The 13771-nt window shown below is 70.6% G+C and carries 10 protein-coding genes; 6 read left to right on the top strand and 4 right to left on the bottom strand.

Going from position 1 to position 13771, the window contains the following annotated elements; all coding sequences use genetic code 11:
• Positions 1–53: 53 nt before the first annotated feature.
• From ptsP to DL991_RS05085, 3 genes are all read left to right on the top strand, one after another.
• Complete coding sequence (ptsP, locus tag DL991_RS05095) at positions 54–1688, top strand: phosphoenolpyruvate--protein phosphotransferase (protein WP_125781464.1); 1635 nt, start codon at positions 54–56, stop codon at positions 1686–1688.
• Positions 1689–1712: 24 nt separating this feature from the next.
• Positions 1713–2282, top strand: coding sequence for a cadmium resistance transporter (locus tag DL991_RS05090; RefSeq protein ID WP_199753838.1), 570 nt, complete (start codon positions 1713–1715; stop codon positions 2280–2282).
• Positions 2283–2365: 83 nt separating this feature from the next.
• The gene (locus DL991_RS05085) at positions 2366–3784 is read left to right on the top strand and encodes an MFS transporter (protein WP_125781459.1); all 1419 of its coding nucleotides are present in this window, start codon (positions 2366–2368) and stop codon (positions 3782–3784) included.
• Positions 3785–3803: 19 nt separating this feature from the next.
• On the opposite strand, the gene DL991_RS05080 is transcribed toward DL991_RS05085, so the two are convergent.
• Positions 3804–4466, bottom strand: a complete 663-nt coding sequence (locus DL991_RS05080) for a DUF1707 domain-containing protein (protein ID WP_125781457.1) — start codon at positions 4464–4466, stop codon at positions 3804–3806.
• A gap of 189 nt (positions 4467–4655) precedes the next feature.
• Between DL991_RS05080 and DL991_RS05075 the strand changes: the two genes are divergently transcribed.
• Complete coding sequence (locus DL991_RS05075) at positions 4656–5582, top strand: hypothetical protein (RefSeq protein ID WP_125781456.1); 927 nt, start codon at positions 4656–4658, stop codon at positions 5580–5582.
• 42 nt (positions 5583–5624) lie between these two features.
• On the opposite strand, the gene DL991_RS05070 is transcribed toward DL991_RS05075, so the two are convergent.
• From DL991_RS05070 to DL991_RS05060, 3 genes are read right to left on the bottom strand one after another with little or no spacing between them, the layout of a single operon-like run.
• On the bottom strand, positions 5625–6284 hold the full coding sequence (locus DL991_RS05070; RefSeq protein ID WP_125781454.1) for a response regulator transcription factor: 660 nt from the start codon (positions 6282–6284) through the stop codon (positions 5625–5627).
• Positions 6281–7447: a MacS family sensor histidine kinase gene (gene macS, locus DL991_RS05065; RefSeq protein ID WP_125781452.1), complete on the bottom strand. Its 1167-nt coding sequence runs from the start codon at positions 7445–7447 to the stop codon at positions 6281–6283. Before macS ends, DL991_RS05070 begins: the two co-directional genes overlap by 4 nt.
• Positions 7444–8640 (bottom strand): AI-2E family transporter, encoded by a 1197-nt coding sequence (locus DL991_RS05060; protein ID WP_125781450.1) that lies wholly within the window; start codon positions 8638–8640, stop codon positions 7444–7446. Before DL991_RS05060 ends, macS begins: the two co-directional genes overlap by 4 nt.
• A gap of 272 nt (positions 8641–8912) precedes the next feature.
• Here DL991_RS05060 and DL991_RS05055 point away from each other — a divergent pair, with 272 nt between their 5' ends.
• Complete coding sequence (locus DL991_RS05055) at positions 8913–9929, top strand: hypothetical protein (protein WP_125781448.1); 1017 nt, start codon at positions 8913–8915, stop codon at positions 9927–9929.
• 192 nt (positions 9930–10121) lie between these two features.
• Complete coding sequence (locus DL991_RS05050) at positions 10122–13406, top strand: PE-PGRS family protein (RefSeq protein ID WP_125781446.1); 3285 nt, start codon at positions 10122–10124, stop codon at positions 13404–13406.
• The last annotated feature ends 365 nt before the right edge of the window (positions 13407–13771 follow it).

The following is a 13771-nucleotide window of genomic DNA, read 5'->3' as shown; positions in this document are numbered from 1 at the left end:
TGTGCTGTCGGCTATGAGTCAGGTCACGCCGCCCATGAGATATGGTCTAGACCATGCCGTCTGAGTCTTTGACCGGGGTCGCCGTCAGTCCCGGCCGCGCGAGCGGTCCTGTCGTCCGGGTCGCCGAACCGCTCGGCGAACCCGCGAGCACGCCGGCCCCGGCCGATCCCGCCGCCGAGGCCGCCCGGATCGCCCCGGCCGCGCAGATCGTGGCCGGACGCCTCGAGAAGCTGGCCGAGACCGCGACCGGTGAGGCCGCGACGATTCTCATCACCACGGCGGCGATGGCGGCCGACCCGGCGCTCGTCTCGTCGGCGGAGCAGCTGGTCAAGGGCCAGAATCTGCCCGCGCCGCGTGCGGTGCACCAGGCGGCGGGCAAGTTCGCCGACGCGCTCGCGGCCGCCGGCGGCTACATGGCCGAGCGCGCTCGCGACGTCCTCGACGTGCGCGACAGGCTTGTCGCCGAGCTGCTCGGCATCGCGCCTCCCGGCGTTCCCGACCTCGAGTCGCCGAGTGTGCTCGTCGCCCGTGACCTCGCGCCCGCCGACACCGCGGGTCTCGATCCGGAGAAGGTGCTCGCGCTCGTCACCGAAGAGGGCGGCCCCACCAGTCACACCGCGATCCTCGCCCGCGCGCTCGGCATTCCCGCCGTCGTCGCGGTCCGCGGCGTCCTCGCGCTCGACGCGCAAGCGCTTGCGGTGGACGGTGACACCGGGGTCGTCGAGGTCGCGGACCCGAACGCCGACGTCGTCACGGCCGCCAAGACCGGCGCGATCGAGTGGAACGGCACCGGCGCGACCGCCGACGGCCACCGCGTGAAGGTGCTCGGCAACGTCGGTTCCGCCACCGACGCCCAGGCCGCCGCCGAGGCGGGCGCCGAGGGCGTCGGTCTCTTCCGCACCGAGTTCTGCTACCTCGACGCGTCCTCCGAGCCGAGCGTCGAAGAGCAGCGCAAGGCCTACACCGCCGTGCTCACACCGTTCCGCGGCAAGCCGGTCATCGTCCGCACCCTCGACGCGGGCGCCGACAAACCGCTCGCCTTCCTGGAGCCCGAGGTCGAGCCCAACCCGGCGCTCGGCGTACGCGGGCTTCGCGTCGCTTTCGACCGGCCCGAGATCCTCGACCGCCAGCTGGAGGCCATCGCGGGTGCCGCGCAGGACTCCGGCGCCGAGGTTTCGGTGATGGCCCCGATGGTCGCCACCGCCGCCGAGGCCGCCTGGTTCGCCGAGCGCGCCCGCGCCGCCGGAATCGCCCGCGCGGGCGTGATGATCGAGATCCCGGCCGCCGCGTTGACCGCCCGCGAGATCCTCGACGTGGTCGACTTCGTCTCCGTCGGCACCAACGACCTCGCGCAGTACACCTTCGCCGCGGATCGCCAGCTCGGCGCGGTCGCCAAGCTCAACGACCCGTGGCAGCCGGGGCTGCTGCGCCTGCTCAAGGTCATCGGCCAGGCCGCGAAGGACACCGGCAAACCCGCCGGTGTCTGCGGTGAGGCCGCCGGCGACCCGCGGCTCGCGCTGGTACTGGCCGGGCTCGGCCTGACCAGCCTCTCGATGAACGCGCCCGCCGTGCGCGCGGTCGGCGCGAGCCTTGCCGCGACCACGCTGGCCGAATGCGAGGCGCTCGCCGACGCGGTCTTGGCCACGGCGAACCCGGTCGAGGCCCGCACGGCGGCCGCGAAGCGATAGCAAAGGTCCCTTGCTCCCGCCGTGGTGGACTTCGGCCTGATCGGCCAGGCCGCGGGCATGTTCGCGGCGACCAACGTCGACGACCTCGTGCTGCTCGCGCTCTTCTTCGCCAACGCCGCCGGCCGGCGCGGTGCCCTGCGAGTGGTGGCCGGGCAATACCTCGGGTTCGCCGGCATCCTCGCCGTTTCGATCGTCGGGGCGCTCGGTGCGGGACTGCTGCCGGACGCCGTCCTGCCCTGGCTCGGGCTGGTGCCGCTCCTGCTCGGTCTGCGTGCGGCGTGGCGCGTCTGGCGTGAGCGCGGCACGGAGACCGAAGAGCCCGAGGCCGGTCCCGGTGTGCTCGCCGTGGCGGGGGTGACCTTCGCCAACGGCGGCGACAACATCGGCGTCTACGTTCCCGTGTTCGCCAACACCGGCACCGGCGGGCTGATCGTGTACGCCGTCGTATTCCTCGCGCTCGTCGCGGTCTGGTGCCTGGCGGGCCGGTTCTTCGCGACCCGCCCGGCGATCGCCCGCGCCCTGGCCCGCTGGGGCCATTTGCTGCTTCCGGTCGTCCTCATCGCCATCGGCCTGCTGATCCTCCTGCACGGCTGAAAAAGATCGGGCGGCATGTCGAAATCCGGTCCACCGCTTCGACGCCTGGGTGAAGACACCGAAGCGACGAAAGGACGCCGACCATGACGACCACCATGACCCCGACGCGGGCGGGACGCCGGGAATGGGTCGGGCTGGCCGTACTGGCCCTGCCCACCTTCCTGGTCTCCCTCGACCTGTTCGTGCTGATCCTCGCGTTGCCGAAGCTCAGCCAGAGCCTCGGCGCCGACAGCGTCCAGCAGCTGTGGATCATGGACGTCTACGGCTTCATGATCGCCGGGTTCATGGTCACGATGGGCACCCTCGGCGACCGCATCGGCCGCCGGAAACTGCTGCTCATCGGCGCCACGGCGTTCGGGCTGGCCTCCGTGCTGGCGGCGTTCTCGACCAGCGCGCTGATGCTCATCGTCGCCCGTGCGCTCCTCGGTATCGCCGGTGCGACGCTGGCGCCGTCGACGCTCGCCCTGATCAGCAACCTGTTCCTCGACAGCCGCCAGCGCTCCCTCGCGATCGGCATCTGGGCAGGCTGCTTCACCGTCGGCGCGATCGTCGGGCCGATGGTCGGCGGTGTGCTGCTGGAGCACTTCTGGTGGGGTTCGGTGTTCCTGCTCGGCGTCCCGGCGATGGTCTTGCTGCTCGTGGTCGGCCCGAAGCTGCTGCCCGAGTACCGCAACGAGAACGCCGGCCGCGTCGACCTGCCGAGTGTCGTGCTTTCGCTGGTCACGATCCTGCCCGCGGTCTACGGCATCAAGGAACTCGCCCGCGACGGCGTCCACGCGGTCCCGGCGGCCTCGCTCCTGATCGGTCTCGGCTTCGGGGTGGTGTTCGTGCGACGCCAGCGAATCCTCCAGGATCCGCTGATCGACCTGACGCTGTTCCGGGCCCGCGCGTTCACGACGGCGATCGGCGGGATGTGCGCGTTCACCATGCTGGGTGGCACGACCATGCTCTTCGTCGCGCAGTTCTTCCAGATCGTGCTCGAGCTTTCGCCGGTCGGCGCCGCGCTGGCGTTGCTGCCGGGCATGCTCGCCTCGACCGTCAGCTTCCTCGGCGCGCCGATCCTGGCCCGCCGCGTCCGTCCCGCCACGCTGATCGCCACGGGGCTGGCGGGCGCTGTCTGCGGGTTCCTGCTGCTGACGCAGGTCGAGGCGGGCGCGGGTCCGGTGATCCCGTCGATCGCCTTCGCCATCACCTGCCTGTGCGGCGGTCCGCTGGTCACCCTTGGCACGGATCTGGTCGTCGGCTCCGTGCCGCCGGAGAAGGCCGGTTCGGCGGCCTCGCTTTCGCAGACCGGCAACGAATTCGGCTACGCGCTGGGCATCGCGACCGTCGGCACGCTGGGCAACGCCGTCACGCGGTCCCGGCTCGCCGACGCGGTCCCCGCGCACGACGCGTTCGCCAGCGGGATGCACGCGGTGTCCGGGCTGGCCGCGCTGGTGCTGGCCGCGGTGGCGTACTTCGTGCTCCGGCACCTCCGCCACGTGCGCCCGGTCGGCGCCTAGGCCGTGTCCGGTAAGTCACCTAGCCGAAGAAGCCCCGCCGCGGGTACTTGATGATCAGCGACCCCCCGTGCACGCGCCCGGTGATGACGAACCGGGGCGTGCCGGGGCGGCCGTTCGAACGCGTCCGGTCGTCGAGGTTGCCGAACTTGATGTCGGTGATCGAGTTGGTGTCGACGGCGCCGTTCTCGGGGATGGTGATCTCCACCGGACCCCATTTGGCCTGCAGTTCGATGTGCACGACCGGATGCCGGATCTCGGCCTGGGAGAAGTCCAGTTTCGTGGCGCCGTACTTGTTCCGGATCACCATCGACTCGGGGACCAGCCAGTTCCCGTCGCGCTGCAACGCCGAGTACTTGCCGTTGAGCTCCATGACCTGCCCGGACGACTGCGCGTAGGCGTGCTGCCTCGGCGGCGACCACGGGTTCTGTTGCTGTCGAGGCACCATTCCCGCCTCGGGATGCACCAGACCTGGCAGATCCGTGAGCACCGCGTTCAGCTCGCCGCGGGTCTTCGAAGCGAGGGCGCGGTCGGTCCGTTCGGTGAATTCGTCGAGGTTCAGCATCCCGAGGCCGATCGCCTTCTGCAGGACTTCGATGACGTGTTCGCGTTCCGCGTCGGAGACCCGGATGTCCCGTCCGGTCAACGGCTTGGTTTCGGTCGCCGGCTGCTCTTCCTCGCCCATGCCTTGAATGGTAGAACCGGATCTCACGCGCGAGATCGGGGAAATACCCTGAACAGACCCGCATTTCTTCCCTGTGCCGCTCTGCTGGCGGCGTTCCTCCTGCTGGCCGGTTGCACCGTCGAAGCAGACCCGCCGGAGGCCGTTCCGACGCCGACGGCCCCACCAGCGTCGAAACTCGAAGGCGAACCGGTGGACTACAGCGGTTTCCGGCTCGTCATGTCGACTTCGCCGCCTTCGATGCTCGATCCCGCCACCGGCGTCACCACCCCGCTTCCGGGCGCTCCGGCCGGGGACCGGGTCAACGACGTCCTCCGCGTCGGCAAGTTCCCGGTCGTGCTGTCGGCCGCGCGCTGCGGGCCGTCCTGCCTGGAGCCGTCCGAAGTACTCGTCTACGGCGATCCCGGGAACCAGCCGTGGAAGCTGGGCAAGGCCCGCAGCGTCGCCCCGGCCGCCGACGAGAGCGGCGTCTGGCTGATCCGTGACGACGGCGACGACCTCTGCCGCCTCCAATACGTCTCCCTGCTCGGTGCGGAGCGCGATCGCGGCCGTCCGGCGAGCTGCACGACAGCCGTTCGCCAAGAGGTACCGAAGGGTCTGCTGATCACGGTGAACAGCGGGACGGCCAGTGCCGAGGACGTGCTGATCGACCCCGCGACGGGCCGCGCCCTGCACCAGTTCCCCCGGGTACTGGCGGTCACCAAGGAACGGATGCTGCTGGCCGAGCTGACCAAGTTCTCCGTGCTCGACCTGCGCAACGATCAACGGATGCCGGTCGAGCGGCCGGTGGCCAACGGCATGCCCGGCATGGTGGTGCCGAGTCGCGACGGTTACCAGGTCGCCGTGCTCTTCGGTGACCCCGCCTGGGCCGGGACCGCGACGCAGACCGCGGACGTCTGGGTGCTCGCACTCGACACCCTGACCTGGACGCACGCGCCCTCGACGCCGATCGCGACCCCGCTCAAGCAGGTCGCGATCGAATGGACCGAGGACGGCAGCCTGGTGATCGCCACCGACGTCGTCGCGAACTGGCGCCTCGATCGGCCGCGGTGGACGGTCGTCAAGACACCCTTGCCCGCCGAGCGGAACCAGCGGGTGGTGGCCATCGCCCAGGGCTGAGCCTTCGCAAATCCGAGGCCTCCGGCCGAAAAGGCACGCGCGCTATTCCACGTCCAGTCCGTGTTCGATGGCGTAGCGGGCCAGTTCGACACGGTTGTGCAGCTGGAGTTTCCGCAGCGTGGACTGGACGTGGTTCTCCACCGTCCGATGCGACAGCACGAGCTTCTCGGCGATCTGCCGCGCCGTCATCCCCTTCGCGACCAGGCGCAGGACGTCGGTCTCGCGTTCGGTCAGCCGCGGCGGCGCGGGCCCGTCGTCCGGGGCGTCGGCCATGCGGCGGTACTCGCCGAGCACGAGACCGGCGAGGCCGGCGGTGAACACCGGGTCGCCCGCCGCGGTCCGCTTGACCGCGTCCACGAGCTCGGTCGCCGAAGCCGATTTGACCAGGTACCCGGAGGCGCCGGCCTTCACCGCCTCGAGGACGTCGCTGTGCTCGCCGCTCGCGGACAGCACCAGCACCTTCGTCGACGGCAGTTCCGTGGTGATCTCGCGGGTGGCGTCGACCCCCGACGTCTCGCCGAGGTTGAGGTCCATCAGGACGACGTCCGGCCGGACCGTCCGCGCGATCCGCACCGCGGCCGGCGCGTCCGGCGCGGTGGCGCGCACGTCGAATCCGTGTTCGGCCAGGTCGCGCGCGACCCCGTCCCGCCACATCGGATGATCGTCGACCACCATCACCGAGACCTGAGCCTCACCGGTCATCGCTTTCCCCTCGCCGCGACTGGAACCTTGACTTCCCATTCCGTGCCCTGGCCGGGCGCGGTGTCGAGGGCGGCGCTTCCGCCCAGATCCCGCACCCGTCCCTTGATGGACTCCGCGATACCTAGATGTCCCTCGGCCGCCGCTCGTTCCAAAACGCCGGGCGCGATTCCGGGGCCGTCGTCGCGGACGCTGACCACGACCTCGGTGCCCAGGTCCTCCAGCAGCACCCAGGCGTGCGCGTCTTCACCCGCGTGTTTCTCGACGTTCGCCAGCGCCTCGCGCGCCACGGCCACCAGTTCCGCGGTCACGTGCTCGGGTAATTGGACCTCGCCCGCGGGGGTCGACACCTGCACGGACGGCGTCGCGAGCAGTTGCAGCGCGGCCCGGAGGTCGGTCGTCCCGTTCTCGCTCGAACGCGTCGGTTCGGTAGTGACCAGTGCCCGCAGCGCGATCTCCTGCTCGCCTGCCAGTTTCGCCAGTTCGGCGGCCTCCCCGCCGAATTCGGCGCCGCGTTTGCGCACCCGCGCGAGTACCTGCAGGACGCTGTCGTGGATCGAGCGGGCGAGCCGCTCCCGTTCGGCCGTCGCCGCCTCCATGCGCAACGCCCTGGTCAGCGCGTCGGCGGACCGGCGGGCCATGGTCGCGGCGAGACCGATCACGAACCCGCTCGCGGTCAGCAGGAAGCCGTCCCGCGCGACGTCGACGTCGAACCGCCAGCGCACCAGCCCGGTGACCACCGAGACCACCAGTCCGGCGAGCACGCCGCCGACGGCGCCGAACCGCGTCCCGGCGGCCGCGGGCGGGACGGCCGCCCACACCGTCGTGATGAGCGGGGTGTTGGCGTCGAACTGCCCGGTGGTCAGGATCCACGCCGACGTGAACATGAGGACGGCGGTCACCACGAGGTCGACGCCGACCAGCCACGGCCAGCGGCTCGACGGCCGCGCGTAGAACACGCTGCTCAGCACCGTCCACACGGTCATCGCGCCGAACGCGGTCCACGCGAGCCACTTATTCGCGTAGCCGTCGTAGTGGACGATGAACGAGCCCAGTGCGAAGAGCAGCGTCGTCACCCGAAGCACGATCACCCCGCGCCACAACGGGGTGACCGGGTCCCGCGTGCCGAGCGCCGAGACGGCGCGCCAGAGCGGGGTCTCGGTCATGACTCGGCTTCAGCCGCTGTCCCGGCATCGTTGGGTTGCGCCGCCTGATCCTTCAGCACATCGATCTCGGCCGGATCGGGATCGTGTTCGTGCAGCAGCGACCGGATCCCCGCGTTGAGCACCGCGAGCAGCGGCACCGAAAGCAGCGCTCCGGCGATCCCGGCGGTGACCAGACCGGCGGTGATCGCGAGCACCACGGCGAGCGGGTGCAGCTTCACCGCGCGGCCGAGCAGGATCGGCTGCAGCACGTGGCTTTCCAGCTGCATGACACCGATGACGATGGCCAGCACGATCAGCGCGCCGACGACCCCCTTCGTCACCAGCGCGATCAGCACCGCGACCGCGCCCGCGATCACGGCACCGATGATCGGGATGAAGGCGCCGAGGAACACCAGCGTCGCCAGCGGGATCACCAGCGGCACGCCGACGATCGCCAGCCCGACGCCGATGCCGACCGCGTCGACCACGGCCACCGCCGCCGTCGCGCGCACGTAGCTGACCAGCGACGCGAACCCGCGCCGCCCGGCGACGTCGACCCGGTCGCGCACGCGCCCCGGCACGCCACGCACGAGGAACTTCCAGATCTGGTCGCCACCGGAAAGGAAGAAGATGAGGATGAACAGCGTCAGGATGAAGCCGGTGACGATCTCGCCGACCGTGCCCGCGGTGGTGAGCGCGGTGGTGGTGATCGACGCCTGGTTGTTCTGCAGGAAGCTGATCGCCTGGTTGATGAACTCCTGGATCTGCTCCTGCCGCAGGTGCAGTGGTCCGTCGATGAGCCAGACCTTGATCTGGTTGAGGCTCTCCGTCAGCTGCTTCTGCAGTTCCGGCAGGCCGGAGGAGAACTGCGCGACGACGAACGTCAGCAGCCCGCCGAGTACCGCGAGCCCGGCGATCAGCACTATCCCGGCCGCGAGCCCGCGAGGGAACTTCAGCGTCGTCAGCTTGGAGACCGCCGGCGCGAGCAGCGCGGCCAGCAGCAACGCGATCGACAGCGGGATCACGACGACCGACAGATAGCCGATCAGGAACACGATGACGTAGAGCGCGGCGATCACCACGATGAAGCGCCATGACAACGCCGCGCCGATCCGCAGGCCGCGGGGCACGAGGTTGGTGACGTCTTCGGTGGACTCCGAAAGGAACGGGTTCGCCGGGTCGAATTCCGGCTGTTTGCGCTGGGGCTCGCTCACGGGCACACCGTATCGGTCCGAGCCGACGTTTCTTGAACATTCCGGGCAACGCGCACGACGCGAATTCGCCCGATGCGACGCTTGACACACCGGCCGGGGATCAACTCTGGAGTAACCCGGTGCCGCCAGCGCCGATCACGCATCGTGATTTCGGGCTACACCCTGTGTTCTTCACACGATCGTGCCATCAAGGTGGTTCAAAGTCGCGCCGGGCTTCCGCACTTTGCTTATGTCGGTCCCGCAACGACCGACCGAGGCGAGAAGGAGACCGAGTGACGAACGCGGCGAAGAACGAGGGGCGGGGCGCGGCGCGCTTCGGCCGTCTCGCTTCGCGTGCGCTGTTCGTCATCGGCGGCGCCGTCGCCGGTTCGGCCGCCGCGTGGGCTGTTTCCGGCGCCTCCGCTTCGGCCGACGTCGTCCCGTCCGCCCCGGTGATCTCCACTCCCGGGACGAGCGTCACCCCGGTCACCGACGCCACCGCGGCGGGCTTGACCGACGTTTCCCGCGGTACCTCGAAGTTCGCGGGCGACGTCGCCGGTGCGATGTGCGGCGACAGCCACCAGGACGCCACCACGTGGTCGATGCCGGGCGAGAACGGATCCGCTTCCGCGAAGCACCACTGCGGCGACATCCGCGCCGACGAGCACGAAGTCTCCACCCGCGTCAGCGACGCGGTCACCGACTTCGCGGACAACTCGGTCGTCACTCCGGTCAAGCGCACTCTCGGCGCCGTCGAGCACATCGTGCGCAAGCCGCAGGACACCCGCCAGGTGCTGGACGAGACCTTCGCCCCGTCACCCGACTTCGGCCGCAAGGTCTGGGACCTCCTCGACCCGAACGGACACGGCGACCTCGTCCCGGAGCTCCCGGTCGGCGGCGGTCCGGTCGACCCGGACTCACCGCTGGACACCATCGGCGCCGGTGACCAGGTCACCGACTTCGCGCAGCTGGCGACGACGCAGTTCCCCGCTTCCTCCGAGACCGTCCTCCCGATGCCGGCCTTCGTGCAGCAGCACGGTGCCTTCGATCAGGTCGAGGACGCTCCGGCGCGTGACGGTCACCGCGGTGACTTCCCGCGTCCGTTCACCCCGGCGCCGCTTCCCGCCGCGCCTTCCTTCCCGACTGTCCCCGGCGGCTCCGCCCCCGGTGGTCACCTCGACGGCCTGACCCACGGCGTCCCCGCCTGGGTCGTCGCCGCCGTCGAGCGTTCCCTGACCGGCTACTCGCTGGCAGGCACGCGGTACATGCCGCTCACCCCGGGCTCGCAGCCCGGCGTCACTCCCGACTGAACACCTCCCTCCGCGGGGTAGCCGACGCGCCTCACGCCTCCCGATTCCGGGCTTGGCTTCGCGTCCGCTCCTGATCCCCGCGAAACGGCGGTGCGCTTTTGTGCGCCCGCATTCGCTCCATCCCCCTGGTGCCTCTCCAGAAGGCGCCTCCTCGAACCCGAAAGGGAACCCGAAATGAAGGAGAAAAACCCCATGCAATCCTGGGCAAAGCGCGGACTCCAGACCGCGTTGGTCACGGGTGGGTTGTTGATGCTGGGCACCGGCATCGCCTCGGCTGACGAACACGTCAACCCCGACACCCCGGCCTCCCCGCTCGACGCGAACGTCACCGTTCCGGTCGAGATCGACAACAACGCCGTTGGCACGCCCCTCGGCCAGGCCGACCTCCCCGGCTACAAGGGCGAGGTCAGCACCAAGGCCGTCACCAAGCCCGTCTCGGACGCGCTGGACTCGGCTTCCTCGCCGGGCAGCAGCACCGATGGCGTCGGCGGAGGGCTTCCGTCCCTCCCGACCACCGGCGCCGTTCCCGCGCCGCTGGCCGCCAAGGACTCGGCCCGCCAGGTCAGCGGCGGGGTGACCGACGGTGGCTTCACCACCACGGACGACATCCTCAAGGGCAACAAGGTCGTCGGTGACGTCGTCGTCCCGATCCAGATCGTCGACAACGCCATCGGCGTGATCGGCGACGCCGAGGTCGAGGGTGGCACCCACGACCAGACCTGGTCGCACAACCAGGACATCGAGACCACCGGTGAGGACTCCAGCCTCGCCGGGAACGTCGTGTCCCTCGACTGGGCGCTGCCCGTGCAGATCGCGGGCAACGGCGGCGGGCTCGCCGGCGGCACCGGCCGCGTGGTCGGCGGTTCCGCCAGCCAGAGCACCACCGAGACCGGCAACATCACCACCGACGGCGAGGGCTCCGCCCTGTCCGGCAACGTGCTGGCCGGACAGTTCGCCACCCCGGTCCAGGTCACCGGCAACGCCGCGTCCTGGATCATCGGCAACGCCAACAGCTCCGGCTACGAGGCCGAGACCGAGGCCACCTCCGGCGGCTGGGTCGAGACCGACGGTGACGACTCCGCCCTCGGCGGCAACGTCGGCGCGGTGCCGATCGCCCTCCCGGTGAAGGTCAACGACAACGCGGCCGCCGCGTGGGGTTCGCTCGCGAACTCCAACAGCAGCTCGTCGGCGGACGCCACCGCCGGTGACACCACCCCGGGCTGGAGCAACGTCCCCAGCTACGTGCAGACCTCCGGCGAGGACTCGGCCGTCGCGGGTAACGCGATCGTGCCGCAGACCGCGGACGTCGCGAACGTCGGCGGCGTGGCCGCCAGCTGGATCGGGCTCGCGAACACCGGCACCGAAGGCGGGACCAGCCAGTCCAGCACCGTCGACGCCGGTGGCTTCGTCAGCAGCGAGGGCGAAGGCTCCGCCGGTGGCGGCAACATCGTCGACCCGGCCGTTGCCGCTCCCGTCGAGGTGACCTGCATCGCGGGCACCTACATCGGCAGCGCCAACGTCGCCTCGTGCGAGAACACCGTCGACGCGAACGCCGGCAACGGCAGCCACACCACGGGTGACGACTCCACCCTCGCGGGCAACATCGTCAACACCCAGGCCGCGCTGGCCCCCGAGGTGTTCGGCGTCGCCGGCTCGCACATCGGACAGGCGACCGCCGAGGCGTCCGAGACGAAGACCGTGACCGCCGGTGCGTACGACGGCACCACGGGCAACGACTCGTCCGGCTCGGGCAACATCGTCCAGGTCCCGGCCGCCGTCCCGGCCGAGATCTTCGGCGTCGGTGGCTCGTTCATCGGCCAGAGCACTGCCTCGGCCGAGGAGACCAAGGTCGTCTCCGGTGGCGGCGGCGGGAACACCGCCGACGACAACGGCTTCCTCAGCTCCAACCTGGCGACCACGCCGGTTTCGCTGCCGCTGCAGGCGTTCGGGATCGGTGGCGCGTTCATCGGCCAGGGCCACGGTGCCGCCGACGGCGACACCACGTCCAACGCGGGTGGCGACGTCCACGCGACCGGTGACGGTGGCGCGGGCTCGGGCAACCTGGTCTACGGCCCGGTCTCCCTGCCGGTCCAGGCGCACAACTTCGCCGCTGTGCTCGGCGGGATCGCCTCGGGCACCGGCTCGAACCTGACCGACTCCAACGCGGGCGGCGACGCCATCGCCACCGGGGAGAACGGCGCGCTGGCAGGCAACATCGTCCAGTCGCCGATCGGTGGCGCCGTCCCGATCACGGGTCACGGCGTGGCCGGTGCGGGTATCGCCGAGGGCACCAGCGTCAACGACGTCGTGTCGTCCGCCGGTGGCGACGCCACCACCAACGGTGACAACGGCGCGGTCGCGGGCAACATCGTCGGTCCGCAGCTGCTGCCGTTGGTGCCGTTCGCGCACGACGCGGTTTCGGTCGCGGGCATCGGCACCGCTCAGGGCACCGACACCATCGACGCCGCTTCGGGCGGGGACGTCGAGACCTCGGGCCTCGACGGATCGCTCTCGGGCAACATCCTCGACCTGCCGACCGCCGTGGACACCAAGCTGTTCGGCAACGCGATCGCCGCGCTCGGTGGCGTTTCGAAGACCACGTCGGACAACGTCACCCTCGGCCAGGTCGGCGGCGACAGCGTCACGGACGGCAGTGGAGAGGCCCTTTCCGGGTTCAACTTCCACCACCCGTTCATCTTCGTGATCCCGCTGGACAGCCACGAGATCCCGGTGCTGGCCATCGCGGAGTCGACCACCACGGACCTCACCGAGATCAACGGTGAGGACCACAGCCGCGCCTTCACCGACGCGGTCGGTTCGGAGATGCCGATCGACGCGCTGCCCACGCTGCCCTTCGGTGCGGCGGCTCTGCCCGCGGCCCCGGCGGCTCCCGCGGTTCCGTCGTTGAACGGTGCCGGCACCCTGCCGACCACCCCGGCGATCGGTGGCGCCCGCGCCGACGGTCCCCAGGTGGCCACCCTGCCCGTGCAGGTGGCAGGCCTGACCGCGCTGAAGCAGCTGACCGCCGTCCCGACGGCGCTGCCGAAGTCGGAACTGCCCGAGCTGCCCGGCACCCCGGCGCTGCCCGGTGTCCCGGCCCTGCCGAAGGCCCCGGGTCTGCCCGGTGACGCCGCTCGTGCGGACGCCCCCAAGCTCGCCCAGCTGCCTGCCCTGAACGGGCTGCCCACCGCCGGCAAGCTGCCGGTCCAGCTGCCCACCGCCGGCAACCTGCCGGCCGCCGGCAACCTGCCGGCCGCCGGCAACCTGCCGGTGCAGCTCCCCACCGCCGGTGCGCTGCCGGCCGCGGGCGAACTGCCGGTGCAGCTGCCCACCGCGGGCACCCTGCCCGTCGTGAGCAACACCCCGGCGATGCCGACCGCGCAGGTCCCGGCTCTGGCGGGCGTCGACTCGTCGCCGCTGAGCATGTTCCAGCGTTTCATCGGCACCCTGACCGGCAAGAAGTTCCACACCATGTGAACCTGCCAGTCGGCTAGCGCCACTGAATGAACCGAAGCGGGCCCGGGAGACACTCCCGGGCCCGCTTTGTTTTGTTCGCGGCCAACGGGGCAAGGCGAATATGGCGTGGTCGAGTCGGTGGTGGGAGTGGGGTCACCAAGGAGCTTGGCGCGCTCTTGACCGTCCACAAGGGACGCCAGCCAGGGCAACGGTGTCCATTCGGGACTTTGCGTGGGGGTCGTGAGGTGAAGGGCCCCTTCCCTACTCTCAGGGTAGGGAAGGAGTCCTTCACGGACCTGCGATCCCGATCCACCCGCCGTACGCACCCTCCGGCGTCGAACTCTCATGTCGTGAAGGGCCCCTTTGAGACCTTCACCGTCTCAAAG

The sequence above is a fragment of the Amycolatopsis sp. WAC 01375 genome (assembly GCF_003947325.1).
In the GTDB taxonomy this organism is placed as follows: domain Bacteria; phylum Actinomycetota; class Actinomycetes; order Mycobacteriales; family Pseudonocardiaceae; genus Amycolatopsis.
The sequence above is the reverse complement of the archived record's forward strand: the minus strand, read 5'-3'. Positions and strand labels throughout refer to the sequence as shown.

Excerpts from the sequence above, each read along its gene's own strand:
- ptsP (WP_125781464.1), top strand. The coding sequence starts at position 54 with ATGCCGTCTGAGTCTTTGACCGGGGTCGCCGTCAGTCCCGGCCGCGCG.
- DL991_RS05085 (WP_125781459.1), top strand. The coding sequence starts at position 2,366 with ATGACGACCACCATGACCCCGACGCGGGCGGGACGCCGGGAATGGGTC.
- DL991_RS05080 (WP_125781457.1), bottom strand. The coding sequence starts at position 4,466 with ATGGGCGAGGAAGAGCAGCCGGCGACCGAAACCAAGCCGTTGACCGGA.
- DL991_RS05070 (WP_125781454.1), bottom strand. The coding sequence starts at position 6,284 with ATGACCGGTGAGGCTCAGGTCTCGGTGATGGTGGTCGACGATCATCCG.
- macS (WP_125781452.1), bottom strand. The coding sequence starts at position 7,447 with ATGACCGAGACCCCGCTCTGGCGCGCCGTCTCGGCGCTCGGCACGCGG.
- DL991_RS05050 (WP_125781446.1), top strand. The coding sequence starts at position 10,122 with ATGCAATCCTGGGCAAAGCGCGGACTCCAGACCGCGTTGGTCACGGGT.